At 35.8% G+C, this 26,349-nt stretch carries 14 protein-coding genes; 7 read left to right on the forward strand and 7 right to left on the reverse strand.

What is annotated here, in order from left to right; genetic code table 11:
- Positions 1-74 precede the first annotated feature (74 nt).
- The 7 genes from EV143_RS13620 to EV143_RS13650 all read left to right on the forward strand — a co-directional run bounded on the left by EV143_RS13620 (position 75) and on the right by EV143_RS13650 (position 8,062).
- Positions 75-770 (forward strand): ABC transporter ATP-binding protein, encoded by a 696-nt coding sequence (locus EV143_RS13620; RefSeq protein ID WP_133508488.1) that lies wholly within the window; start codon positions 75-77, stop codon positions 768-770.
- A gap of 26 nt (positions 771-796) precedes the next feature.
- Entirely contained in the window at positions 797-3,091 is a 2,295-nt protein-coding gene (locus EV143_RS13625; protein ID WP_133508489.1) for a TonB-dependent siderophore receptor, read from the forward strand.
- A 9-nt stretch (positions 3,092-3,100) separates the two neighbouring features.
- Positions 3,101-4,537, forward strand: coding sequence for an ABC transporter permease (locus EV143_RS13630; RefSeq protein WP_133508490.1), 1,437 nt, complete (start codon positions 3,101-3,103; stop codon positions 4,535-4,537).
- 1 nt (position 4,538) lies between these two features.
- Positions 4,539-5,891 carry a DUF3526 domain-containing protein gene (locus EV143_RS13635; RefSeq protein WP_133508491.1) on the forward strand — a complete coding sequence of 451 codons (1,353 nt, stop codon included), beginning with the start codon at positions 4,539-4,541 and terminating at the stop codon, positions 5,889-5,891.
- Positions 5,892-5,985: 94 nt separating this feature from the next.
- A complete protein-coding gene (locus EV143_RS13640; RefSeq protein ID WP_133508492.1) occupies positions 5,986-6,624 on the forward strand; it encodes a hypothetical protein in 639 nt (212 codons plus the stop codon).
- A gap of 297 nt (positions 6,625-6,921) precedes the next feature.
- Complete coding sequence (locus EV143_RS13645; protein ID WP_133508493.1) at positions 6,922-7,542, forward strand: outer membrane beta-barrel protein; 621 nt, start codon at positions 6,922-6,924, stop codon at positions 7,540-7,542.
- Between the two features lie 49 nt (positions 7,543-7,591).
- Complete coding sequence (locus tag EV143_RS13650) at positions 7,592-8,062, forward strand: hypothetical protein (RefSeq protein WP_133508494.1); 471 nt, start codon at positions 7,592-7,594, stop codon at positions 8,060-8,062.
- Positions 8,063-8,140: 78 nt separating this feature from the next.
- Here EV143_RS13650 and EV143_RS21670 read toward each other — a convergent pair whose 3' ends face one another.
- The 7 genes from EV143_RS21670 to EV143_RS13685 all read right to left on the reverse strand — a co-directional run bounded on the left by EV143_RS21670 (position 8,141) and on the right by EV143_RS13685 (position 26,319).
- Entirely contained in the window at positions 8,141-11,011 is a 2,871-nt protein-coding gene (locus EV143_RS21670) for an RICIN domain-containing protein (RefSeq protein WP_243739870.1), read from the reverse strand.
- 341 nt (positions 11,012-11,352) lie between these two features.
- Positions 11,353-13,224, reverse strand: a complete 1,872-nt coding sequence (locus EV143_RS13660; protein WP_243739871.1) for a carbohydrate-binding protein — start codon at positions 13,222-13,224, stop codon at positions 11,353-11,355.
- Between the two features lie 6 nt (positions 13,225-13,230).
- A complete protein-coding gene (locus EV143_RS13665; protein ID WP_133508495.1) occupies positions 13,231-14,856 on the reverse strand; it encodes a glycosyl hydrolase family 18 protein in 1,626 nt (541 codons plus the stop codon).
- Between the two features lie 178 nt (positions 14,857-15,034).
- Positions 15,035-17,704 (reverse strand): beta-1,3-glucanase family protein, encoded by a 2,670-nt coding sequence (locus EV143_RS13670; protein ID WP_133508496.1) that lies wholly within the window; start codon positions 17,702-17,704, stop codon positions 15,035-15,037.
- A 167-nt stretch (positions 17,705-17,871) separates the two neighbouring features.
- Entirely contained in the window at positions 17,872-21,831 is a 3,960-nt protein-coding gene (locus EV143_RS13675) for a family 16 glycosylhydrolase (protein WP_133508497.1), read from the reverse strand.
- 423 nt (positions 21,832-22,254) lie between these two features.
- Entirely contained in the window at positions 22,255-25,185 is a 2,931-nt protein-coding gene (locus EV143_RS13680) for a triple tyrosine motif-containing protein (RefSeq protein WP_133508498.1), read from the reverse strand.
- A 492-nt stretch (positions 25,186-25,677) separates the two neighbouring features.
- Positions 25,678-26,319 carry an HAD family hydrolase gene (locus EV143_RS13685; protein ID WP_133508499.1) on the reverse strand — a complete coding sequence of 214 codons (642 nt, stop codon included), beginning with the start codon at positions 26,317-26,319 and terminating at the stop codon, positions 25,678-25,680.
- Positions 26,320-26,349: the final 30 nt, after the last annotated feature.

The following is a 26,349-nucleotide window of genomic DNA, read 5'->3' on the forward strand; positions in this document are numbered from 1 at the left end:
TTCAGCGGTTTTTGGTATAGGATTTCTCTATTCTTATTTCAATTTCAATAAATAATCCCAAATAAATATAAACTATGCTTATAGCAAAAAACCTAACCAAGAAATATGGCGAACATATCGCTTTGAATGCACTAAACTTAACGATTAAAGAGGGTGAAATTTTTGCTCTTTTAGGACAAAACGGTGCCGGAAAAACAACTGCTATCAATTTATTTCTGGGCTTTATAAAACCAACCGAAGGCGAAATTAAAATCAATACTATTTCGGTTGTCACCGATGCAAATAAAACCAAAAAAGATGTGGCTTACATTCCTGAAACTGTTATGTTATACCCCAACCTTACCGGAATCGAAAACCTTAAATTCTTCTCCTCTCTTGCCGGATTTAAATATTCAACCGGAGAACTGACTTATTTTTTAACAAAAGCAGGACTACAAATTACGGCACACGATCAAAATCTTGGCGGCTATTCTAAAGGAATGCGACAAAAAGTAGGCATTGCAATTGCGATTGCCAAAAGAGCAAAAGTGTTATTCCTGGACGAACCAACAAGCGGATTAGATCCGAAAGCATCTAATGAATTCTCTCAAATCCTAAAAGAACTTTCTGCAGACGGGACCGCAATTTTAATGGCAACACATGACATTTTCAGAGCCAGAGAAGTTGCCACACACATCGGAATCATGAAACAGGGAAATCTTGTTACGGTTATTGAGGCAGCTAAAATCTCAGCCAACGATCTTGAGAATTTGTATTTACAAACAGTTTAAAAGGAAAATTTTCCATCAATATAAAAATGAAACATTTATTTACATTGCTGTTTATAATCGTTAGTTCGGGTTATTTACAAGGACAGGCAATTAATGAAAAAATTAAAGACAGCATCGCTAAAGATTCCATCAAAATGGAATGGAACGAATTACAAACTGTTGAAATTGTGGGTCGTTCTACAAAAAAATACAACAGCGATTATTCATTTGCAGCAACCAAAACGGCTGTACTCAACAAAGATATTCCGCAATCTATCTCAACAGTTACCAAAGAATTAATTGCTGACAAAGCTGCTTTTTATCTAGCAGATGCAGTAAAAATGACAAGCGGTGTAATTCCTGCCAGTTATTACAATCAATACACCATTCGTGGAATTAGTCAAAATGAAGAAGGCCAGATTATAAACGGAATGCGAACACGCCAGTATTATTTTCTACAGCCTTTAACGAGCAATATAGAACGTGTCGAAGTTATTAAAGGACCATCGAGCGCGACATTTTCGTCTGTAGATCCGGGCGGAAGCATCAATTTGGTAACAAAAAAACCTTTGGCTATTGAACGAAAAGAAGTCAGTTTAAGTGTTGGAAGTTTTAGTACTTTCCGTGGAACTTTAGATTTTACAGGGCCTTTAAACGAATCTAAAACTTTGCTATATCGTGTAAACGCAGCGTATCAGGAAGCTAAATCGTTTCGTGATTTGGTTGGCAATAAATCGTATTTGATCTCGCCATCTTTCAGTTATATTCCGAATGAGAAAACCGCTATTAATACCGAATTAATCCTGAGCGACATGACCGGAATTCTTGATCGCGGACAGCCTATTTTTGGCGCCGTTGCCGGAGTTACCAATCTCAATAAAACGCCAATAAGTCTAAATCTGGGCGCGCCAAGTGATTTTTTTAAATCGAAAGAAATGATTTTTACGACCAATCTTGCTCATAAATTCACTTCTAAAATTGGTTTTAATGCTTCGTACATGAAACAATCCTGGACAGAAGATCTTCAGGAACACCGCACTACAAATGGTTTTGCCGTTGATATGAACAATCAGCCTGTTACTAGTCTGGCAATGATGCAATTTGTACAGCGCCAGCAATATTGGAATGTGGACAATTTAACGGCTTTTTTAAATTTTGATTTTAAAACTGGAAAACTAAATCATAAATTATTGACTGGTTACTATTTAAGCAGTTGGAACAAAACCAAAGGCGGCGGACAAAATGCGGCAAGAGGTTATTTATTAAACGACGGATCTGTAGCCAGCACCTTTGTTCCGGCAAATGCTGCCAATTATCAAACTACAACCATTGACGGTGTTGTGTTGCCAAAACCAAATGTGAATTATTTTAATTTGAATAATCCAACCTACACGGTTCGAAGTGCCGATGATTATACGTTGAATGTTAGAACAGCATTGCCATCTGCATTAACTACAACCAACGCCATTTATATTCAGGATATGATTCAGTGGGAAAAATTCACTTTTTTATTGGGTTTGAGAAACGAATGGTTTGAAGATATTACGAATTATGAAACAAGCAATGAATTGAAGGTTAAAAAGACAGCTTTGTTACCGCGAGTTGGTGTGACTTATGCGATTAACAAAGCGATAAATGTTTACACAACGTATCTCGAAGGATATCAGCCTCAATCGAATACGGTTACTTTAATGCCACAAACGGGATCATTACCAGCCGGAAGTTTATTTGATCCGCTTGAAAGTAATTTGAAAGAAATTGGACTAAAAGCCACTTTCCTTGATAATACAATGAGTTTTAATGCAGCGGTTTACGAAATAAATCAGCGTAATATTTTAATGAATGCCAACGATCCTGTAAATCCGGATTTACTGGTAACAAGAGGTGCAGAAAGAAGCCGCGGTTTTGAGTGCGATTTGGCCGGTTATATTACTCCAGACTGGCAAATAAATGCTTCATACAGTTACATCGATGCTAAAATTACCAATGACCGTAACGAATCTTTGATTGGCGCCAGAAAACAAAACACCCCAAAAAACAGCGCCAATTTATGGACACGCTATAATTTCAAAGACGATTCGGTTTTGAAGGATTTGGGAATTGGTTTCGGGATGCAATATCAAAGCAGTAAAATTCCGTGGTTTACCAGAGATTTTACAATTCCTGATTTTACCGTTTTTGATGCCGCTTTATATTATAAACCCAACAAAAGCAATTTGCAAATTGCGGTAAATGCCGGCAATGTATTCAATAAAACCTATTGGTTGGGCGCTCAAAATTATTTGAGATTATTTCCAGGGATGCCTCGAAATGCCACGCTAACTGTAACTTATAAATTTTAATCTGTAACTATGTCATTACACGCAGAAAAATTAATAGCCCAGCATTTTAGAAAATCAGTTTTTAAAAATTCGGCTGTTTATATCATCACCATTTTTATTGGTGTTTTATTGCTTTACGCAGCATTTTCAGGTTGGAAAAATTATACTAACCAAAATGAAACCAGCGAAAAATACCAACACGAATCCAGAGAAGACTGGTTGAAAAATCCGGATAAAAATCCGCACAGAATGGCGCACTACGGAAATTTCGCCTTTCGAAAAAGTACACCGCTAAGTGTTTTTGAATTTGGAATGGAACCCTTTTTCGGGAACGCCATATTTCTCGAAGCGCACAAACAAAACACCGCTAATTTTTCTGAAGCAGGATTTTCTAACAGCATGCTTCGTTTTGGAGAAATCAGCATTGCGATGGTTTTGCAAATTCTATTGCCTTTATTAATCTTTTTTATCGGATTTAATGCGGTCGCAGCCGAAAGAGAAAATGGAACCTTAAAACTACTTTTGAGTCAGGGTATCAATTGGAGACAACTTTTACTGGGCAAAACATTAGCAATTGTTTCTGTAATTATGCTGCTTTTTATTCCAACCATCATTATTCTCGTTTTCATTTGGTTATTGCTTCAAAATTTTAGCATTTCTGCAGATGAAACGATCAAAATGGTCTTGTTTGTTTTCTTTCATTTTATATATCTGTTGTTTTTTTGCGCGATTGCTGTTTTGGTTTCTGCTTCAAGCAAAACCTCAAAAAAAGCTTTGGTTTCGTTAATTGGGATCTGGCTTATTTTTACGATTATTTTACCGAGAACAATCCAGGCAATTGGTGCTTACATTTATGAAGCGCCGTCGAAAATACAATTTAACAGCGATATCGAAAAAGATATTCTCAAACAAGGCGACAGCCATAACCCTAATGACCCGTATTATAAAGCAATTAAAGATTCTTTGCTTCGTGCTTACAAAGTAGATTCTGTTCAAAAACTGCCTTTTAATTATTCAGGTTTTATCATGACTGAATGCGAGAAAATCAGTTCTCATATTTATAACAAACATCTCGAAGATTTACTTCAGATTTATAAAAAGCAAAACAGTTTTTCCAAGACAGTTTCGTTTATAAATCCGTACATCGCGATGAAAAATCTATCGATGGGATTATCCAATACGGATTATGATTCCTATATCGATTTTCAAAAACAAGCGGAAGCTTATCGTTATACGATGGCACAAAAAATGAACGCTTTACAGATAAAATACATCAGTAATAACAAAGCCAAACCAGCCATAATTGGCAAAGAACACTGGGCAGACATAAAAGAATTTCATTATGAACCTAAAGGAATCCGGGATGTTTTAAAAAGCGAAATCATTTCTATCCTCTCTATTATTCTCTGGATTAGCCTGTTGTTTATTGTCATAAAAATAGCCGCCAAAAACCTTAAAGCCATTTAAAATGTTAGCATTATTATTTAAAAATTTCATACGATCGAAAGGAACAAAAATTGGCTTGCTTTTTTTGTTGATCATCGCTTTTATAAGTCTTTTAATTGGACAACAATTTCAACAAAAGCAAACTAAAAATATCAACGAAGCGGCCCTTTATCAAAAGGAGCATATTGCCAGAAATGCAAAATACCATAAAGACGAAATGGGGCTTCTGCTCTACTACATCAAATTTTCTTTGGTCAACAAAACGCTTCCCATAAACAGTTTGGCAATTGGCCAGCGTGATGTAAATCCGTCCATTCAAAGTGTAACTATTCGTGGTTTAGAAGCTCAAAAATATGATTCAGAACTAAACAACCCGAGCAATTTGTTATTAGGAAATATCGATTTTAGTTTTGTGCTTATCTATCTTTTTCCTCTTTTGATTATCGCTTTTACCTATAATATAGTTTCTGAAGAAAAAGAATCCGGAACCTGGAAAATTGTGGCAACACAAAGTGATAACACCTTTTTATATATTCTTAAATTATTCTACATCAGAATTTTAAGTTTGATCGTACTTTTAAGCATTGTACTTTTTACAGCCATTTTCTTTTTGAAAATTCCATTAGACAAGTCACTTTTTACATTTTACATTCTTTCCGTTTCATATATTATTTTTTGGTTTTCAGTTTGTTTTTATATTGTTTCCCTGCAAAAGAATTCAAACTTCAATGCTGTTATTTTATTAACGATTTGGTTGTTTATGATTATTATTTTGCCGGCAACAATCAATAGTTATATTGTCAATAAATATCCTGTTCCCGAAGCGTTGGAACTAACTTTGAAACAAAGAAATGCCTATCACGAAAAATGGGACATGGACAAAAAAGTTACACTCGAAAAATTCTACAAGCATTATCCGCAATTTAAAAGTTATGTTTTGCCTGATGCCGAATTTAGCTGGCTTTGGTATTATGCCATGCAGCAAATGGGCGACGACGAATCGGCAATTCAATCGGGAGAATTAGAAACAAAGCTCGAACAGCGAAATCAGGCCAGTCATTTGATCGCTCAATTTGTACCAACATTACATACTCAAATTCAGTTGAATGAAATCGCAAAATCTGATCTTGAAAACCAACTTTTATTTTTAAAGAAAACAAAAGAATTTCACGAAAAAATTAGGTTGTATTTTTATCCCAAAATATTCGATAATGCTGCTGTTGAAAAAGAAAACTGGTCGAAATTTAAAGTCGAAACTTTTAGCGACGAATCTGAAATAAATTTTGCAAAAGCTTTTTTACCATTACTAATTTTCAATTTGTTATTGATTGGTTTAGGATGCCTGAATTTTACAAAAGAACAACGCTTACTTTAATTTTGAAATGGTTTAAAGTATAATTTTAAAATTGATAAAAATCAATGAAAGGTGTTATCTTTCGAATCTAAATGCCTTTTAAATTTCTGATCAAATGAAAAAAATACTACTCGTAAGCCTTATTGTGATAATCGCTTTTTATGTTTTTAAACAAATGGTTTATAATCCGTATATGTGGAAAAAAGCCATTAACAATCCGGAACACAAATTGCAATTAGGGAGTTTTATTTTTAGTAAACAAAGAGGGCCTAATGGCAGCCAAAGCATAGAAAACAAGTATTTTATTTTTAAAGTGATAGAAATAAACGGCGATTATGTACGGCTTTCTGTTATCAGGCAATTATCGCAAAAGAACAAACTTTTACAATCTGATTTTTCGACTACAAAAGAAGCTTACAGAAATTTAAAACAGAACATTAAAAAACTGACTATTACACCTATAATAAGAGAAGATTTGTATAAAGAAGGAGCATCTTATACTATAAATGATTATTTATTAGGCAAATATCCTTCACTTGCAAAATCAAGATATTATTTTGAAGATCTTTCTGAAGATCAAAAAAATCTTCCGGTGCCTGCAGACGGGTTCGAAAGACAGGAATATTTTAGTATGTTATATTCAAAACAAGAGATCATTAAAAATGCTGAACTTGTACCGTGGATTTTGAACAATAGCCCAAATCCTGAATTAGCACCAAGATTATCAAAAAACATAGACCTGATTCTAAATTAAATTCCAGAAAATACAAAGCCAATTTATGATTGGTAAAAGTCCATTTCAAAAAAATGAAATGGACTTTTTTTATTTACTTAAGAATAAACTAAACAATCAATTCTAAAAATCCCATAAAATAGAGGCTTTTAATTCAAAAATTGTTTCATTTTCTAATTTGAAACAAACTTACAGCGCTTAAAAATGTTTTATAAAAAACTAAAATTAATTTTGCTTTTAGTTTAAAAAAAAATCAGTAAAGTCTTACTGATAAGAAATCAAATTAAAAATAGATACATCTAATTAAAACCCTGAATTATGAAAAAATATAATCTATTATTCGTTGTTTTTTTATGCTCCATTTTTGCCACAGCGCAGCAATCACAATCGTTTTTACTTAATTTATATGGCGGTTATGCCTTTTCAGACAAAGTTGAATTCGACAATATGTATGGCTATGTAGAGGATGGTTTTGAATATGGTGCCGGTCTGGAGTATTTCTTTATCGAAAACAGTTCGGTAGAATTGAAATACAATAGACCTGATACGAAATTACCTCTGTACGGACCTCTGGGAACCCAACTAAATGAGGGCGATGATAAAGGTGCTATTAATTATGTATTACTTGATTACGCTCATTATTTTACAACTGGCTCTGGTAAATTACTGCCGTACCTTGGAGCCGGAGCTGGTGTTGCTATTTTAGAAACTCCACGAAGTGGTACAGGAACTTATTTTGCCTGGGAGGCGAAATTAGGGGTAAAAATTACAACAAGCTCGCCATTGTCTATTAACCTGAATGCTTACTTACAATCGATGTCAGCCGCCGTTGGCAATAGTTACTATTGGACTAATATCGGTATTGTAGCTGCTACTGATTATGTTTCTACTTATCAATTTGGATTAGGTGCCACATTAAGTTATGATTTCAACAAATAATATGTTACAACCTTTAAAATATTTTTAACGCTATTAAAAAACCACAATTATGAAAAAATTATTTTTATTGTTAGCCATTACAGTTTCTACAACTATGTTCGCTCAGGATGAAGTTGCTATAATTCAGGATATTTATGGTAAATCTAAAGAGCAAATTGTAGATCAGTATCTGAATTTGTCGGATGAACAGGCAAAAGCATTTGAGGAAGTGTATAATAATTACGAAAAAGACCGCAAAGCTTTAGGCGCTAAAAAAATTCAGATTATCGATGACTATGCAACCAATTATAGTACTCTTACTGACGAAAAAGCTGATGAACTGACCAAAAATAATTTGACCAATAATGTAGATTTAGAGAAACTGTTATCTAAAACGTATGGCAAGGCCAAAAAAGTAATTGGGCCTATGAACGCTGCAAAGTTTATTCAGTTAGAACAATACCTGCAAATTATTATACGATCTGAAATTCAGGATTCGATTCCGTTTATTGGTGAACTTGATAAAACCAAAACCAAATAATTCGTGATTTTTTCTGAATTAGAAATCATAAAAAAAGGCTGCCTTTTCGGGCAGCCTTTTTACATTATGGTTAAAAGTTTATTTCTTTATAAATCTTTTAATTGTTTGTTTACCTTCTTTATCAAAAACAACAATATAAACGCCTCTTCTTAAACCTGAAACGTCAATGCTGTTATCATTTACTTTTTGTTTTGCAACCAAATTTCCTGTTTGAGAATCCACTACGCTAACATTTCCGCCACTAACATCTGTAGTAAAGAAAAGCGTTTCTGATACCGGATTTGGATAAACATTGAATGCAACCTCATCAACTTCTTCTTCAGCAATAATTGCAGATGATTTTGGACTTGCTGCTGCACCAATTTTAGTAATTCTGATCCAGTTGATGTTCATTCCGGTATTCTGAATGTAGATTCCAAAATTGTACGTTCCGGCATTTACACTCACTGTTTGTGTAACCGTTTGCCAGTTTTGCCATCCTCCCGTATTTGGAATATCAACATTTCCTAAAATAATAGTTCCACCATTTAAATCAGACGATAATTTGCCGCCAGCTACACCGCTTGCTACTCTGTATTCAATTAAATAAGAGCCTGTTGTAGGGAAATTGATATTATTATACGCCAACCAATCGCCGGTTTCTGTATAACCAACATTCGAACCTCCGTCAGTATCTGTTGTAGCTTCTACCTGAATTCCGCTCATAGCAGAGTAATTTTCGGCCTGAATTAATGTAGAAGTTTGGGCTGTTGTCGTAGAAATTAATTTCCATTGTCCGCAAGTCTGACCGTTATCGTCCCATTGCTGTACATTGGCACCATTAGCTGTACTTGCATTGGCAACCTCAACAATTCTTCCGCTGTGTCTTGCAATAATTTTGTAAAATCCATCGCCTGCAGCAACTAAAATAAATTGTTGGTTGGTCGTTCCGTTATACGGATATTGCTCAACATTAGCACCATTTGCTTTATTGAAGTTATTTACATCTAAAGACTGACCGCTGTGATTGGCAATAATTTTATACAATCCATCTCCTAAATGAGTAAACGTAAACTTCTGGTTGTTTGCTGAGTTTACAGTTCCTTGGGCAACATTAGCTCCATTTGCTAAACTAGCAGTCCAAACGTCCATATTCAGGCCGCTGTTTCTGTTTTGCAAAAAGAAAGTCTGATTTCCTAAAGTAGTAACTCCGTTTGCGATAATTCGGATAGAAGTTACTTTATCATTCCATGTTGCATTCAAACATGAATTATCAGAATTAATTACTGTAGAACCACCTGTAAAATTATCATCCTGATATAAAATCGCCTGAAATCCCTGTGTAATTCGAAGAGAAGAAATATCATCATTCAAAACTCCAAGAGAATTTAAACGTGCCATATTATAATCTCCGATGGTTAAACCGCCCGAAAATCCGGTATAATTACAATCTTTATAAACCGTAATAACATCTGTTGTAGGACTAATATTTCCTCCGGGAGGAATTGTTCCTGTAACAGAATAACTTCCGATAGAACCGTAAGCAGAATATCCGCCATAACCGGCACTTCCTGCTCCGCTGCCATCAACTCCGATAAAATATTTACCGGCTGGCAAATTCACATTCATAGAAGCATTTAAAGCAAACGGATCAGAATTCCAATACGTTCCCATTTCTGCTCCGGCAGCATTATACAACCTGATTAAAAGATGCAAATTTCCGTCTCTTGAAACTGTATTGGCGTTGATTGAAACATTTCCGCCACCTGTAGTAAACGTAAAGAAATCATAATCAGCATCGCTGGAAATAATTCCGTTTTTCTGATTGATGGCTCCACTTCCGTTATAATCTAAATTGGCTGCAGATGCGGTGTTATTTCCGTAATCGTCACCTCTGTATCCTACACCAAATTTAGTACTGGCAATAATGGCAACATCATCTTGTTTGTTATTGGCATAATCATATTCTCCTTTACTCCATTGTACAACCGGTCTGTAGTAACCAGCTCCCATAATTGGTGCCCAGGAAGTATTGTTTATACCCACAAAATAATCTTCAGCAGGATTTGTACGTCCGTCATGACCAAGATCGAAAGTATGGCCAACTTCATGCGCTGAGGCATCTCCACCAGATTTACCAGAAGTAATAAATACCCAACACGGTACATCATTGTCCCAATTGAAGGAACCAATATATGCCACACCTCCCGCCCCCGGGGCTGCAGTATTGGTTGGAGTTACCACCACGCGCATTCTTCTGTTTCTTGGGTATGAATTAAATACAGCTTCGTTTGTTGTAACATTTACATTAAAAGGTCTGTAATCTTCTGCCACTACTTCCCAATGTTGTTGTACATCAGCATCGCTCATTCCCGATGGTGCTGCATTAATTGCGTTTCCGTTATTCCAAAGATTTCCTGCCGGCATATTATAACCGTCAAAATCCAGCATAACGCAACCTGCAGCTCCCGGTAAACTTTGTAAATTCAATAAAGCCGGAGCGATTGCAGCCGCGACTGCTGTTTTACTGGTCGTTTTATTTATTTCAGGAACATTTTTGTAATCGATACATATCAGCGTATTGATGTCTACTTTAGAAACATAGGCGTTTCCTTTAGCATCAGAGTAGTATTTGTAAGCTTCTCTTGTTTTCTTTAAAATGATATGCCCTTCCAGCGATTTATCCATTACTTTAATGTAAAAAGAAGATTCCGGAACGTTAGCGATTTCTCCAATCAAAAATTCAAGTGAAGCATTTGATTGTTTGTAATTGATTTTTGCATTGAAGTTTTTATTCTCTGCCTCAAGCAAAACGGTTTTCTCTGTGCTTTTTGAAGTAGCATTTGCGAGTCCGTTCTTTAAATTGTTCATGAAGGTTTTACTCGAGCCTAAAGAAGTCTGCGCAACGGCAAAACTGCTAAAAGCAATAAACAGGAGTAAACTTAAGCGAATTCTGTAATTGTTTTTCATATGAATTTGAGGTTTGGGGATTACTATTTTATACGTTGCATGATTTTTAAACACATAGAAACATAGATTTTATCCTCATTTTTGTCATCCTGACGAAGGAAGGATCTATACAATACAGTTCCACAAAGATTTGAAGTACTTTACATAGCAACTTGCGAAGATTCCTCGTTTCCCGGAATCACAAACTATACTAACATTATGAGAAACCTATGTTCCTGTGTGTTTTATTTTTCACGCAGATTTAAAAAGATTTAAGCTGATTGCTATCAAAATTAAATCTGCCAAAATCTGCGTGAAATAAAAAAATCTTATTAATTCTGTAATCTGTAGCGAGTAAAAAATTATTTTTTAATAAAACGCCTTACGGTTTTGACTCCGTCTTTTTCAACTAAAATCAAATAGATTCCTGATTTTAAACCTGAAACATCAATACTGTTAGTGTTAACGGTTTGTGATGAAACTGTACCGCCATCCTGAGAATTTATAATACTCAAATTTGCTCCTGAAACATCAGCAGTAAAGAAAAGTATACTTTCTGTAGGACTTGGATAAACAGTCAGGCTTTCAATTTTATCTGTTGAAACTGATTTTGCCGCCAAAGCTGAAGCCGATTTCGTAATTCTGATCCAGTTGAGATTCACACCTGTATTCTGAATATAAATTCCGAAATTATAAGTTCCGGCATTTACGTTTACAGTCTGACTTACTGTTTGCCAGTTTTGCCATCCTCCGGTATTCGGTATGTTTACAGAACCAAGCTGAATCGCTCCTGCACTCAAATATGAAGAAATAATTGCTCCGTTAACACCACTCGCGACTCTGTACTCAATTAAATAAGAACCGGATGTTGGAAAATTAATGTTGTTATAAGACAGCCAGTCACCTGTATCTGCATAACCCACATTTAATCCACCGCCAGTATCTGTGGTTGCTTCGGTTTGAATTCCGCTCATGTTGGCATAACTTTCCGCTTCAATCAATACTGATGAAGAATTTGTTATGGCTCTCACTCTTACAGAAGTAGCAACATCATTGAAAGTGTTATCAACCAAACAAGTATCATCAGCAGTAATAATGGTAGATGAACCGGAAAAATTATCGTTTGCGTAAAGCACTACTTCATAGCCACTTTGTACTTTAAGTGAAGAAATATCATTATCTGAAATTCCTTTTGCCTGCAATTGACTCAAAGTATAATCCCCGGTTTGTAAACTAACAGCGTATCCAGCATAATTACAATCCTTATAAACTGTGGCAACACCAGTTTGTTGTGGTGTTTCATAAAAGGTTTGTCCTGCCAGATTTCTTCTTTTTAAACCTTGTGCTTTATAATTAGCCACCAAAGTATTAACCTGGGCTAGATCTAAGGCTGTATTTTTATAATATAAAACCCAGTCTGTCATGAAAGTATTCTCTCTGTTGTTAGTACCAGTACCCAATACATTATTCCAAATCCAGTTTGCGAATGCTACCTGCATCGTACTTCGGGGATAAACCGGAAGACCTGCCTGAGTTTCATTATCGGTAACAGAATGAGTTGCAATAAGGGTATTATCCATATAATATCTGATATTGACACCATCTGTGCAGGTAGCAATGAAAGTATGCCACCCGGCTAATGATTTTTGCTGGGTAGAATAGGTTTTCCAGGGCTTCCATGGATTTGCAATATATTTGTGATAGGAAGTGGTATAGCCAACTCGATTGTCTGGAGAAACACCCCATTTATCAGCAGCCATATACTCTATTATATCCATTTCACTATATTTTGAACCATCCTGAGCAAGACTTGAACTTACAATGGTAAAAAAGGTCTGTATGTTGGCATCTTTACTTATAAAAGATTCATCTGATAAATACACTCTTGATGCGTAAGTTCCTTCAAAATATTCGTAAGAACTTTCTATTCTGGAATGTGTTACCGCTTTTGACTGACCATTAACCGTTGTTTTCAATGTCATCAACTTATTAGCTGAATCATTCGGGTCTGTAATAAAATTGACGTTATTACGGCTGTAAGTGGCTCCTTCCGGAGGTCCACTTACGCCATTAATAATTTGCCATTTGTTAAAGGATGCCAATTGTGGATCAGTATTGCCTGAATAATTAAAATCATCAAACATTATGACCTGCGCATGGCAACTTAAACCAACGAAAATAAATGCGAATAAGAGTAGCTTTGAATGAATTAAAACTTTTATATTTTTCTTCATTTTGTCTTATTTCTTAATAAAACGTCTCACCGTTTTGATTCCGTCTTTTTCAACTAAAATCAAATAGATTCCGCTTTTTAAACTTGTAACATCAATACTGTTGGTGCTGGCTTTTTGTGATGAAATTGTAGCGCCATCCTGAGAATTGATAATACTTACGTTTGCTCCTGAAATTTCTGCAGAAAAGAAAAGTTCGTTTTCTGTTGGACTTGGATAAACTGTCAGACTTTCAATTTTATCTGTTGAAGCTGATTTTGCTGCTAAAGCCGATCCTGATTTTGTGATTCTGAACCAGTTTAGATTCCAACCCGTATTTTGAACATATATTCCGAAGTTATACGTTCCGGCATTTACGTTTACGGTTTGGGTAATCGTTTGCCAATTTTGCCATCCTCCTGTGTTAGGTACATCAACAGCACCAAGTTGGATTGTTCCGGCACTTAAATCAGAAGATAATCTTCCTCCTGAAACAGCACTTGCTACTCTGTATTCAATTACATAAGAACCTGATGTTGGAAAATTGATATTGTAATACGCCATCCAGTCTCCTGTATCTGCGTAACCTACATTTGAACCTCCGCCAGTATCAGTTGTTCCTTCAGTTTGAATACCGCTCATTGAAGAAAAATTTTCTGCTTGTATCAAAGTACCTGTTCCTACTGGTGGCTGACCTCCTTTAACAACCTGATCAACAGCAGTAAGTAATGATTTTGAACCAGTTGCATCCTGAGACAATTCCCAAATCATAACTCCACCTGCGTTTTGAATTGCAAAAGTTGTTTTTGCTTTGATAGTTGGAATTCCGTTGTAATAAATTGTATTACCAACCTGGTCTACATTTTCTGCACCCGGATATTGGGCTACGATATTGGCAAATGAAATTCCCTGATTAGCTGAAGCTCCAAAACCATATCCATAAAACGGAAGTCCGATAATGGCTTTACTTGCCGGTAAACCTCTTCCTGTCCAGTAATTAAACTGATTTACAGCCATGGTGTAAGGAGAGTGTTGTCCAGGATTTCCTGGTTGCCAAGGTCCTGTTGCATCATAAGCCATAATATTAATCCAGTCGTAAGCAGCAAAAGTAGACACTGGAACATTTGCACCGCCATAACCTTCAGAAAGCGCAGCTGTAATTTGTTTTCCGCCAGAATGTAATTTATTAGCTAAAGCTATTACAAATCCTCCGTAATCACCATTAATTGCAGGGCCTTCTAAATCTACATCGACACCATCAAAATTGTGAGCGATAACATAATCGTAGATTTTTTGAATAAATGCCGTTCTGTTTCCAGGTGTAATCAGATTAAAATAATTGTCACGAATGGCTCCTCCTTCAGAAATTGCACCTCCTCCAAGAGATACAAAAACTTTTACATTTTGAGCATGCGCGGCATTGATAATGGTATTACTTCCTGAATTGAACGTTAAATATCCGTTTGCATCGGGATTTTCAAACGCAATGTTGATATGCGTTAATTTACTGTACTGAATGGTGCTCGAAAATGAATTCAGATCAATCCAGTTTGGAATGTAAGCGATTACTTTTTTTTGGGCCATTGATAAATTGAAAACACCCAGAACGAAAATTAAGATCCATCTTAGCTGGATCGCTTTGTAATTGTTTTTCATGGTAACATTTTTTAATAGATTAATAGATATTTAAATTTTGGGGGAGAATTTAATAAATTGTTGATTTTAGATTTTAGACTTTAGATTTACTATGTAATCGGAATTTGGTATCAAAAATTATTCGGTATCAAAATCCAATCTAAAATCTAAAGTCTAAAATCTGAAATCCTATTTAATGCTATTTTTTGATAAAACGTTTTACCGTTTTTTGTCCGTCTTTTTCAACAACAAGCAAATAAATTCCGGTTCTTAAACGCGAAACATCTACGCTATTGTTATTGATTTTTTGTGATACAACGACAGCTCCTGTTTGAGAATCTACAATGCTTGCATTACTTCCGTCTACTTCTGTCGTGATGAAAAGCGTATTTTCTACCGGGCTTGGATATATCGTTAAAACAGCTGCAACAGGTTCTTCTTCTACCGTAGGCGAAGTCGTTTTTGCAGCTAAACCAGCACCAACTTTTGTAATTTTTATCCAGTTGATGTTCATTCCGGTATTCTGAATGTAAATTCCGAAATTGTACGTTCCTGCATTTACGTTTACCGTTTGAGAAACCGTTTGCCAGTTTTGCCATCCTCCGGTATTCGGTACATCAACATTGCCTAAAACAATAGTTCCGCCGTTTAAATCAGAAGATAATCTACCGCCTGCGACTGCACTTGCCACTCTGTATTCGATTAGATAAGAACCAGTTGTTGGAAAATTAACACTGTTGTAGGCTAACCAATCGCCAGTTTCGGTATAACCAACATTTGAACCTCCGCCAGTATCTGTTGTAGCTTCCACCTGAATACCGTTCATAGCAGAATAATCTTCCGCCTGAATTAAAACAGATGTTTGAGAAGTTGTAGCCGGAACAAGTTTCCATTGTCCGCACGTTTGATTGTTGTTATCCCATTGCTGTACATTGGCACCATTTGCTGTACTTGCTCCTGCAACTTCAACGATTCTACCGCTGTGTCTGGCCACAATTTTATAAAATCCATCGCCAGTAGCAACCAATACAAATTGTTGGTTTGTTGTCGCATTGTATGGATATTGCTCTACGTTTGCACCATTCGCTTTATTGAAATTATTTACATCTAAAGACTGACCGCTGTGGTTTGCTATAATTTTATACAATCCATCGCCTAAGTGTGTGAAAGTGAATTTCTGGTTGTTTGCTGAATTTACCGTTCCCTGAGCAACATTAGCTCCGTTTGCTAAACTTGCACTCCAAACATCCATATTCAAACCACTGTTTCTGTTTTGCAAAAAGAAAGTTTGATTTCCTAAAGTTGTAGTTCCGTTTGCTAAAATTCTAATCGAAGTTACTTTATCATTCCAGGTTGTATTCAAACAAGAATTATCAGAAGTAATTACAGTTGAAGTTCCGCCAAAATTATCATCCTGATATAAAATCGCCTTAAAACCCTGTGTAATTTTAAGAGAAGATATAGCATCATCGTCAACACCTAATGTTTTTAAACGCGCCAAATTATAATCTCCAATCGTTAATCCGCCTGAAAATCCTGTATAATTACAATCTTTATAAACCGTAATTACATCCGTTGTAGCGGGAACAGAAGGAACTGTTCCGGCATATCCGCCAAAAACGGCAATTACTTTTGTCGGCTGCGGCGTATGAAGCGATGGTGACTGATCTGCCACATCATCATAAGCAAATCCGTACGCAAGATTATCAATGCTAATTCCCGGTAAATGCCAGAATTTAGAATAATGATTGGTTGGGTTTGTTTGATAAAATTGTGCTGCATTGTACCAGTTTTGTTGTCCCGGATTTGGTGTTGTAGTATTCACCATATGTCTGTTAATGGCCGCTGTAAGTTGCGCCTGAACTACAAGATCTAAATCACCATCAACCAGTCTTCTGTCCAGAACACCTTTTCCTTCAAGCGCTTCCTGCGTTGTTGGTCGGCTTTGAACTCTTCCCGTGCGGCCAACAAAACCTCCTGATTGTCCCACAACTTCTAATTGTTCACCAATAACTCTTCCTTTAAAAACTCCCGCATCTCCGGCATAAAATATTAAATCTTCATTTTTATATTTATTCCAGATCGCATCGATATATGATTTTAAATAATTGGCTTGAGGTCCTACAGAAGTTCCACCCGTTCCGTCTGCGAAAGCTGGAGTTTTAGATGGCGCTGTAATTTCGCCCGTTGCATCATTTACGCAACCTTGAAATTCTGCTGGAACATTCGCTTTAAAAGCGGCTACAATATCAGCGTGTTTTTTTAGTTCACCTACTTTTTTCTGATATCCGTTAGCTCCGAATAATTCCATTCCCATTGGGTATTTATACGAATCAACTCTCGAAGGATTTCCAAAGAAACCGTATTGATTGTTTGTTAATTCAATAATTTCATATAAAATGCCCTGATTTGGATCTGTAACGTTTAGCGGATTCGGAGAAGTATATCCCGAAGGAGCGCCATTGGCTCCAAAAAAGTAAAAATACAATTGTGAACCTTTGGCGATAAAAACCCTGCAGCCTGCGATTAAAGGCAATGTGAAAGTTTTATTTGGAATTTCGCTTAGTTTGGTAAAACAAGCTGCATATTTTGAGTTTTGTCCCGGTCCGGTATTTCCGCCAATTGTTGGTCCCGTAACGGTATTGTAAGAGGGACTCATTGGTAAAACCTGACTTGTTTTGGCATTTACCCAAACGTGGTTTCCGGTGGTGTAATCAATACCTACAATGGCTACATACAATTCGTTGTCATTAAATGTAGAACTATTGGTTATCGTAAATGGTATGGCTCCCTGACCGTGTATAAAATTCGAGAACACAAAAAACAATGTGATCAGAATAGGAATTTTTGTGAGTTTAATTCTTTTCATATCTAAATTAATTTTGGGGTTACGTAAATAGATTTTAAACCTAAAGTCACTTTAAATGACTTAAATAATCCGTCAGGTGATATTGTGGTGCTATCCTTTTTTAAATTTAATTCCAAGTCATTAACGAGAAGATTATTTTAAAACAATTACACCCAACGGATTTTTAATTATTTCTTAATCAATTTTTTAGTCCAGCTTTTTTGATCTGATTTAAAATTCAGAATATAAATTCCTTTTGTAAGTCTGCTTATATCAATCAGGCTTTCATTAGAATCATTATCTACCTTGCTTTGTAGTATCAATGTTCCCGCATTGTCATAAATCGTTACCACTTTATTATCTAATTTTTCAGGTAATGAAAGCTGTATATAATTACTGGCAGGATTTGGATACATAGTAAAAGCTGTTTCTACTTCTTCCGTTTCGATAACAGCCGCTTTTTTGGCCGATGAAGCAGATCCGTAAGCCTCGATTTCAAACAGAGAATATCCGTATGGCGCTAAAGCTTTCGTTGTACATAAAATTCTAATGTATCTTCCTGATCCGGCAACAGTCAAATCATCGGTTCCGCCATCGCTGGCCGTTTGAGTGTTTACGGTTTCATTTTCGGTGAACACATTATCAGTAGAAATTTGCACTTTATATTGAGTTGCAAAAGCGGCTTCCCATTTTAAAACCACACGATTGATGTTGTAATTACTTCCTAAATCAACATAAATCCACTCGCTTGCATTGGCAAAACTACTTGCCCAACGAGTTCCTGCATCTCCGTCTGTGGCTTTCGCAGAAGAATAAGTAGCATTTTCTTCTGTAGAAGCTGTTGCTGTTTTTGCTAAAGCCAAATTGACATTGTTATTTGGAGGCGTTATGTTTCGAACAATTACATCACTAAAAACGCCCGTTGCCAAAGTTCCGTTAGCATGAGATGTTACAGCCATTCCCACATAAAGAGTACTGGCCATTGCAATCGTTCTTGCCGTACCAATTTGTGTCCAGGTTGTTCCGTTATCAGATGTGTAAGACGTAAATACGTTTCCTGTTCTAACAGTACGAAGCCATTTAGGAAAAGTTCCTGCTGCTCCCTGTTGAATTGTTGGTACCGAAACTGCATCTCTTGATAAAAACTCAACTCCTGCCGCAGCCGTAATGGTGGTCATAGCATGTTTAGAAGTTGGCGTAAGCGTTTCTCTAAACATTACACCCGCTTTTGCGTACGTATTGGTATTGGTCAATGAAGTTACTCTGGCAATAATTTCGGCATCGCCTGTAATGGGCTGATACACATATTGAAACTGATCGCTAGATTCCCAAATATCTGTTCCTGAACCTTTAATAGTGAAAGTTCCATTGCTGTGTGTTGCTTCTCCCGCAGGAGTTACAGCACCTAAATCTGTGCTAACCCACGGCGCTGGTAAAGTTGCCGGAGGGTTTTCTGTAGAAACTAAATTTACAGCTCTGATATTATCAAAATAATATGTGTTTCCAGAGTTTGTTCCCGGCTCTAACAAGAAAACGAAACGGTTTACTTCGCTATCTAAAGTCGAAGCGTCTGGTGAACTTGCATACGTAAAAGTTACAGTATGCCATGTATTGGTTTGTTTTACAACACCTTGATAAATACTATGTCTTCCGGCAGGATAATTTGACGGAATCGAAGCACTGCTTTCTGCCTGCCATGAAATTATAGATCCTACAGGCGCAGACGTGTACACATCCATTGCGAATTTTTTGGTTCCGCTTTTGAAATCGCCAATATTCGTTAAAGTCGTATTGAATGAAAAATTATCATACAACTCAGTTGCTTTTCTAACATATCTTCCAACATTCGAAGATGTATTGATTCCGCTTGCATTTGGATTTGCTGCATTTGCAGTATAAGTTCCAATGGCATCTCTAAAGGTAATATTGTGAACCGTTTGATAATCTTCATAAACCACTCCTGGCGTAAATGTATCCGGAAGTTTGGTTGATCCAATTCTGATATTATCAAAATAATAGGTATCGCTGGTGAAAGAACCTGAATTGACTAATATCACCATTTGGTTGATCGCCAAGTTTGAAGTTCCCGCATCTGGACTTGAATTGTAATAAAAAGTCAGCGTTTCCCATTGATTTTGTTTGGTCGTGATCGCTACATAATTGCTGTTTCTTCCTGTTGGAAAATTAGCAGGAAGCGATGTTGCACTGTTTTCTAAATTCAGACTTACAACTGTACCAATTGGTGCAGAAGTATAAACATCGATCATGATTTTATTGGTCTGGTTTTTTAGTAAACCTGCATCTTCGATCGTACTTTGTGTATTAAAGAAAAGTACATCATATTGTTCGGTAACATTTCGAACATATCTTGCCACATTCGCAGATGAGTTAACCGAATTAGCTCCTGGATTTGCAACAACAGAATACGTTCCGGTTGTTGTTCCTTTGATTATTTTATTGATGCCATCGTAGTTTTGTAAAACATCGGTCGCAATAATTGGTTTTTCTGGTGCGGCTTTCGTAAGCAGATTATCAAAATAATAAGTCGCTCCCGAATTCGAATTTGATTCAAAAAGAAAAACAACATTATTGATAGTCAAAGCACTTGTATTTGGATCGATAACTTTTTCAAATTCAAATTCAATCGTTTCCCATTTGTTTTGAACTGTTGTTGTGGCTTTGTAACCGCTATGTCTTCCTGACGGAAAATTAGTTGCCGTTGTTACTAAACTATTTTCAAGCTGCATTGAGATTTTTGTTCCAACCGGAGCCGAAGTATAGATATCAAAAGAGATCTTTTTTCGTCCGTAAACATAATCGTTAGCATTGCTGATTGTTACATTTTTGATATTCAATACATCATATAATTCAGATGCATTACGAACATATCTTCCTACCAAAGCAGAAGTGTTAACTCCTGTAGCTGACGGATTTGCAACGGCTTCTGTCAGAACACCCGTTTTGTTTCCGTAAACGATATTTCGGTTTGATTGAAAATCTTCGTAAATTCTTTCTACCGGTAAAGGCGCTTCTGTTGTTACAGCCAGTTTATACGTATTAGCCGTACATCCTGAAACAGTAGTAGCTACAGCAACATCTCCTCCAGATGTTCCCCAGTTTACTGTAATCGTATTTGTGCCTTGTCCAGAAGTAATTGTGGCGCCCGCAGGAACTGTCCAGTTATAAGTGGCGCCTGGAATAGCATTTATAGAATAGGTTTTTCCGGTTTCGTTGTTGTAAACTTTAGCATCACCCAGAACACCATAAGTAAAACTTCCGCTGTAAACACGAACGTAATCTACTTGTAGTTTTGCCGGAAAATCAGCCGGAACTGGTTCTACACCTACTCCGTTTACGCTCGTGTATGGCGTTCCACCGCTACCAACAGCCAAATTCAAAATGATATAAAACTGTTGATCATTAAAAGGCCATCCACCGTTTACCGTTGTATTTGGTGTAGCGGTATGAAATAAATTGCCATCAATAAACCATTTTATAATATTTGGTCCCCATTCTACCGCATAAACGTGAAATTCTGTCGATAAATCGGTTGGCGAACTGTAACTTCTTCCTGTATAATGATAGCCGCCGCCATCGTAATGAATCGTTCCATCTACCGATTTTGGGTTTCTGTGCTTGGCTTCCATGATGTCAATTTCACCCGTAAAAGGCCAATTTGATGTACCTGCAGGTAACATCCAGAAAGCAGGCCAGGCGCCCGTTCCGTTAGATAATTTCATACGGGCTTCAATTCTTCCGTATTTTATAGCGTATTTACCTTCGGTCGTAAGTTTTGCCGAAGAATACGGTTGTGAAGGAAATGCTGCATTCGGCTCATATTTTGCCTGAATGTTCAAATAACTGTTTGTTCCTTCTTTTACAATTGTTGCCTGATTCGGGTCATAACGTTGAGCTTCTGCATTTCCGAATCCGCAAAGCGAAGGACAGCCGTTTCCGGAAATACTTTGCCATTTGGTTAAATCTACCGTTGTACCATTAAATTCATCTGACCAAATAAGGGTATTACATTGTGAGTGAATTTTAAGGAAAGGCCATAATGCTAAAATCATTAAAATGATAAATCTCTTCCATAAAAAATTGTAATTGCTTTTCGGTGGTCGGCCGAAAAAAAAGTCTTTTTGATTCATTTTTTTTAGTTTTTTGTTAGTAAAGATTATTAGTTAACAAACTATCTATTTGTAAAAAACAGACTATTTATTTTCGTAATAATGCACAATATTAACAAATAAATCAGGCAAGACTTACATTTTTAGATACGGTTTGACTACGGTGTTGATAAAAAAATGTAGTAATAAGAAGTCAAAACGCGTAAAACTACTTAGGATTATACTGATTATAAAAAAGCGCTTAATAAGCGGTTTTAAACGATTAGACATGATTTTTATCTATAAGAATTCACGCCTACTATTTTAAATTTATGTTTCTATGTGATTTTTTTTCACGCAGATTCTACAGATTGAAGCAGATTTAAATTTAGATAATTATCTGTGCGCATCTGCTTAAATCTTTTTTAAATCTGCGTAAAAAAAAAAATTAAACACATAGAACATTTAAAAATTCAAAATAAACTCGGTAATATTAGCATCTGAGGGAAGCTTCAATTTTTTTCGGATACGGTATCGGGTGTCTTCAACACCTCTTACAGAGATGCCTAAAAGCGGAGCAATCTCTTTTGTATTGAAATTCATTCGCAAATAAGCACACAAACGCATATCGCGTGGAGTGAGTTCCGGGAAACTTGTTTTTAATCGTTGCATAAAATTGTCATGAAGCTGATTAAAGATTTCTTCAAACTCATTCCAATGCTGATCGCCTTGCAATTCGTGATCGATTAATTTATTTATTTTAGACAATAAACTGAAATTAACGTTAGGCTCATTTTTCCTGTCAATCTGGCTAATAAGGTCTTTTATAGAAAGAAGAATTTCATTTAAATGGATGAGGTTTACGGTATTCGAAGCCACTTTTGCATTTTTTAGGTTAATCGTAGCTTCAAGATTTTCGCGCATAATAGCCATGTTTTGCTGCTCTAAGGCCAGTTTTTGCTCGTTCAATTCCGCACGATTTCGCAACAATTCTTTTTCCTGACTAAGTATCAATTGTTCGCGATCACGCTCTGCAAGGTTTTTTTGGTATTTGATAATGGCATAAATCAAAACCCCAAAAAGCAGTAAATACAAGATATAAGCCCATGAAGTTCTGTACCACGGCGGCAGGATTTCGAATTTAAAAATGGCTTCTTCACTTACAACATCGTAAATATTTTTTGCCCTTACGTGAAAAACATATTCGTTTTCAGGCAAGTTCGTATATTCTTTCTCGGTTTGAAGTGTGTATTCTGACCATTTTGGCTCAAAACCTTCCAGCCAATATTCATATTTTGTAGCATCGGCTTCATCATAACAAAGTGACGCAAATGAAAAATGTAAAGCGTTATTGTAATGCGATAAAGCGGGAGAAAGTTCTTCAGAATTGGTTTCATTATGGCTTGGAAGTACATCGTATCGGCTCGAAAACAGCAAACTATCCTTCGGAAAAATACATTTAACCTCTGAAATAACCGCTTTATATTTCGATTGATATTTTTTGGTTTTGGTTGTATTATAATGAATCAGACCGTCTTGGGTACCAAAAAATACATCTCCGTTTGAAGTCGTTTGAATATTTTCGAAACCCGGCACATATAAGTATCGAAGTTTTCTAAAAGGCAATTCTTCTGTAGTAAATTTTCCGTCTGATTTCTGAGTCATTTTTCCGGTATTTTCTCCAGAAACGTACCAGATATTATTTTGATTGTCTGCTTTAAGCAAACGAATATGGTTTTCTAATCCGAGATATTTTTTAAAAGTAAGATCAGGAATCATTTTCTTTGATTGAGAATCTTGCTTATAAACTCCTTTAGTTGTCCCAAAAATAATCTGATTGTTGATTTTAAACGTATTCAGAAACAAACTCGACGGAAAACCCGATGCCTGATTATAAAACTGAAGACTTGAAACGGCATTAAAAGTTGCATTAAACCTAATTTTGTAGATTCCTTTATAACCGTGCGCGATCCAGATATTTCCGGCTGTATCCGTTTCAATGACTCTGCTGCTTTCATCAAAACCTTTAATTTTATGCTGAAAAACCCACGAACCGTTTATATTTTTCAATAAATACAATCCTGTGTAACCGCCAACCAGCAATAAATCAGGACGATTGGGAATAATTACACCTTTCCAGGCACCATCTGTTTTTGCCAGTAATTGGGCTGAATTTCCTTTGACTTCGAAGATTCCATTTTTTTCAAAAGCCAAAAGTGAATTCCCAAAAACAGCCACATTCCAAACGTTTTCAGACATTCCTGAAATATATTGAAAGTTGGCATTTTCTCGTTTTCCACTTTTGTATGCATTCCAATCGAGCCAAAACAAACCGTTATCTGTGGCGATATATAATTTATTCTGATAGATTTGACTGCAATATATTTTAGTTTCTGAATTTGAAGTATCCAATATTCTCGACAAAGGCGAAGAAATCTGAATCAGGGAAATCCCTTCTTTTAAAGTTACCCACAAATTGCCTTCTTTATCCGTTTTAAGATTGGTTACATATTCATTTTGCAAACCCATTTGTTTGTTGATGTGCTGAATTAAATTTCCCAAACTATCTATAACAACCAATCCGGACTGGCGTGTACCAATTCCAAAATAACCATCAGAAAGTAAAATTCCCGTGGTAATTTGATTCTGTTTCAGCAAATAATCCGCTTCGGTTACAAAAGGTTTTATCTCATTGTTCTTGTAAATAAAAAGTCCGTTTTTTTGAGTCAGTAGTATTAAACCTTCTTTCGTTTCAAATGCTTTTCGAATCTTCATTCCGGAAAACTTTTGTCCGTCGGTCATCGGCTCTAAAACATCATTTTTGAGTTTCAATAATCCTTTTTGATTGTCTAAAACATAGATTGCATTATCGGTTTTAAAAAATTCATCAAAATTAGAATCAGATTTTATGACTTTGATTTTGTTGTTTTTATAAATGAATAATCTTTCGCTTGAGAAAAAAATCACCTCGTTATTGAGAATAACGGTATGCAAAACATCACCAAAATTTTTAGCCGAAGCGGGAAGTAATTTTACTAAAGAAGTATATTTATATTGTCCGTTTGGTAATTGCACTACAAAACCAAAATCGCCCTGAGCGCCAACAAACATTTTGTCGTTTTTATCGATGGCAAGAGAACGAACCATACTTTTATTTTCAGGTTGGGTTACAATACTCCATCGTACGCCGTCAAACTGCATGATCCCGAAATGATTCGCAAAAAACATCATTCCCTTAGAATCCTGCAAAAGATCCCAATTCTCTGAAGCTGCTTTATACGTTTTCGGATTGTAGTTGGTGATAAAAGGAACGCCTATTTTTTTAATTTGAGCGCAAAAAAAATGGGGCAAAAAGAATATCGATAAAACTAAAAATCTAATTATAAAATTCGTCATTTTGTTTTTGTCTGTAGGTTACTTTTCGGTTTTGAAAACCGCAATATTAAAAACAACCGCTTTGGGAGAAATCATTTTTAATTAAATAAATCGTTTGTTTATTAACGCTAACATTAATAATTTAATATTTAAAGCCTTAAAAAAAGCGAATATCTATATTCAAATATATAAAATTTTATTTTAGTGTAACAAATTACATTTATTAACCACAATCTTGTCATTTCGACGGAGGAGAAATCACACTAGAAATTCCGCAATGCAAGTCGCCAATCTTTGTCGAAATACGAGTGTGATTTCTCCTCCGTCGAAATGACAAAACTGGGCGGAATTATGCATGTGAAAGATGGATTAAAATCCATCCCTACAATATAATTCGTTCCTAAAGAACTCTATTATAAAATTCCGTAGGAATGGCTTATTTTTTAGCATCTTCCCGAGGCTTCCGTTGAAATTGAAATGACAAAACTACCGCAAACTTGAAACCCGAAACTTTTAAGCCTGAAACACTAGTTCATCTAACTCTTCATAATTTTCAAAAAGAATTGCTCCTTCTTCTAATAAATCTTCGTTATTATATCCGTTAGCAAAACCGTAAACCTTAAATCCGCCTGATATTCCTGATTTTACTCCGGCTTTACTGTCTTCTATTACGATGCAATCTTTAACATCAAAGCCCATTTGTTTTGCCGCATGCAGAAAAATGCCAGGATCTGGTTTCCAGCTATTAATCTCGTAAGAACTAAATATTTTGCTTTCGAATTTATCCAGTAAACCTGCGACTTCAAGATTGAGTCGGATTTTATCAACGGGACCGCTGGAAGCTACACAATACGGAATTTTTAAATTTTCAATAAAATCTATAACGCCTTCCATTGGTTTTACCTGAGTTTTGAAGGCTTCAAAACTTTTTTCGCGATATTCAGATTCAAAATTATCCGGAAGCTTTTTTTGAATGGCATTTTCAATATGCAGAAAACATTCTTTTAAATTGCGTCCGTTAAAATCGCGGTAAGCATCTTCAAGTTTCATTTCAAAACCGTGTTCTGCAGCCATAGAAAGAAGAATTCCATTTCCTATTTTTTCAGTATCAACAAGAACTCCGTCACAATCAAAAATTATACATTTAACTTCCATATTTTATTATTTACATTTTAAAATTATTCG

The sequence above is a fragment of the Flavobacterium chryseum genome (genome assembly GCF_004362015.1).
In the GTDB taxonomy this organism is placed as follows: Bacteria; Bacteroidota; Bacteroidia; order Flavobacteriales; family Flavobacteriaceae; genus Flavobacterium.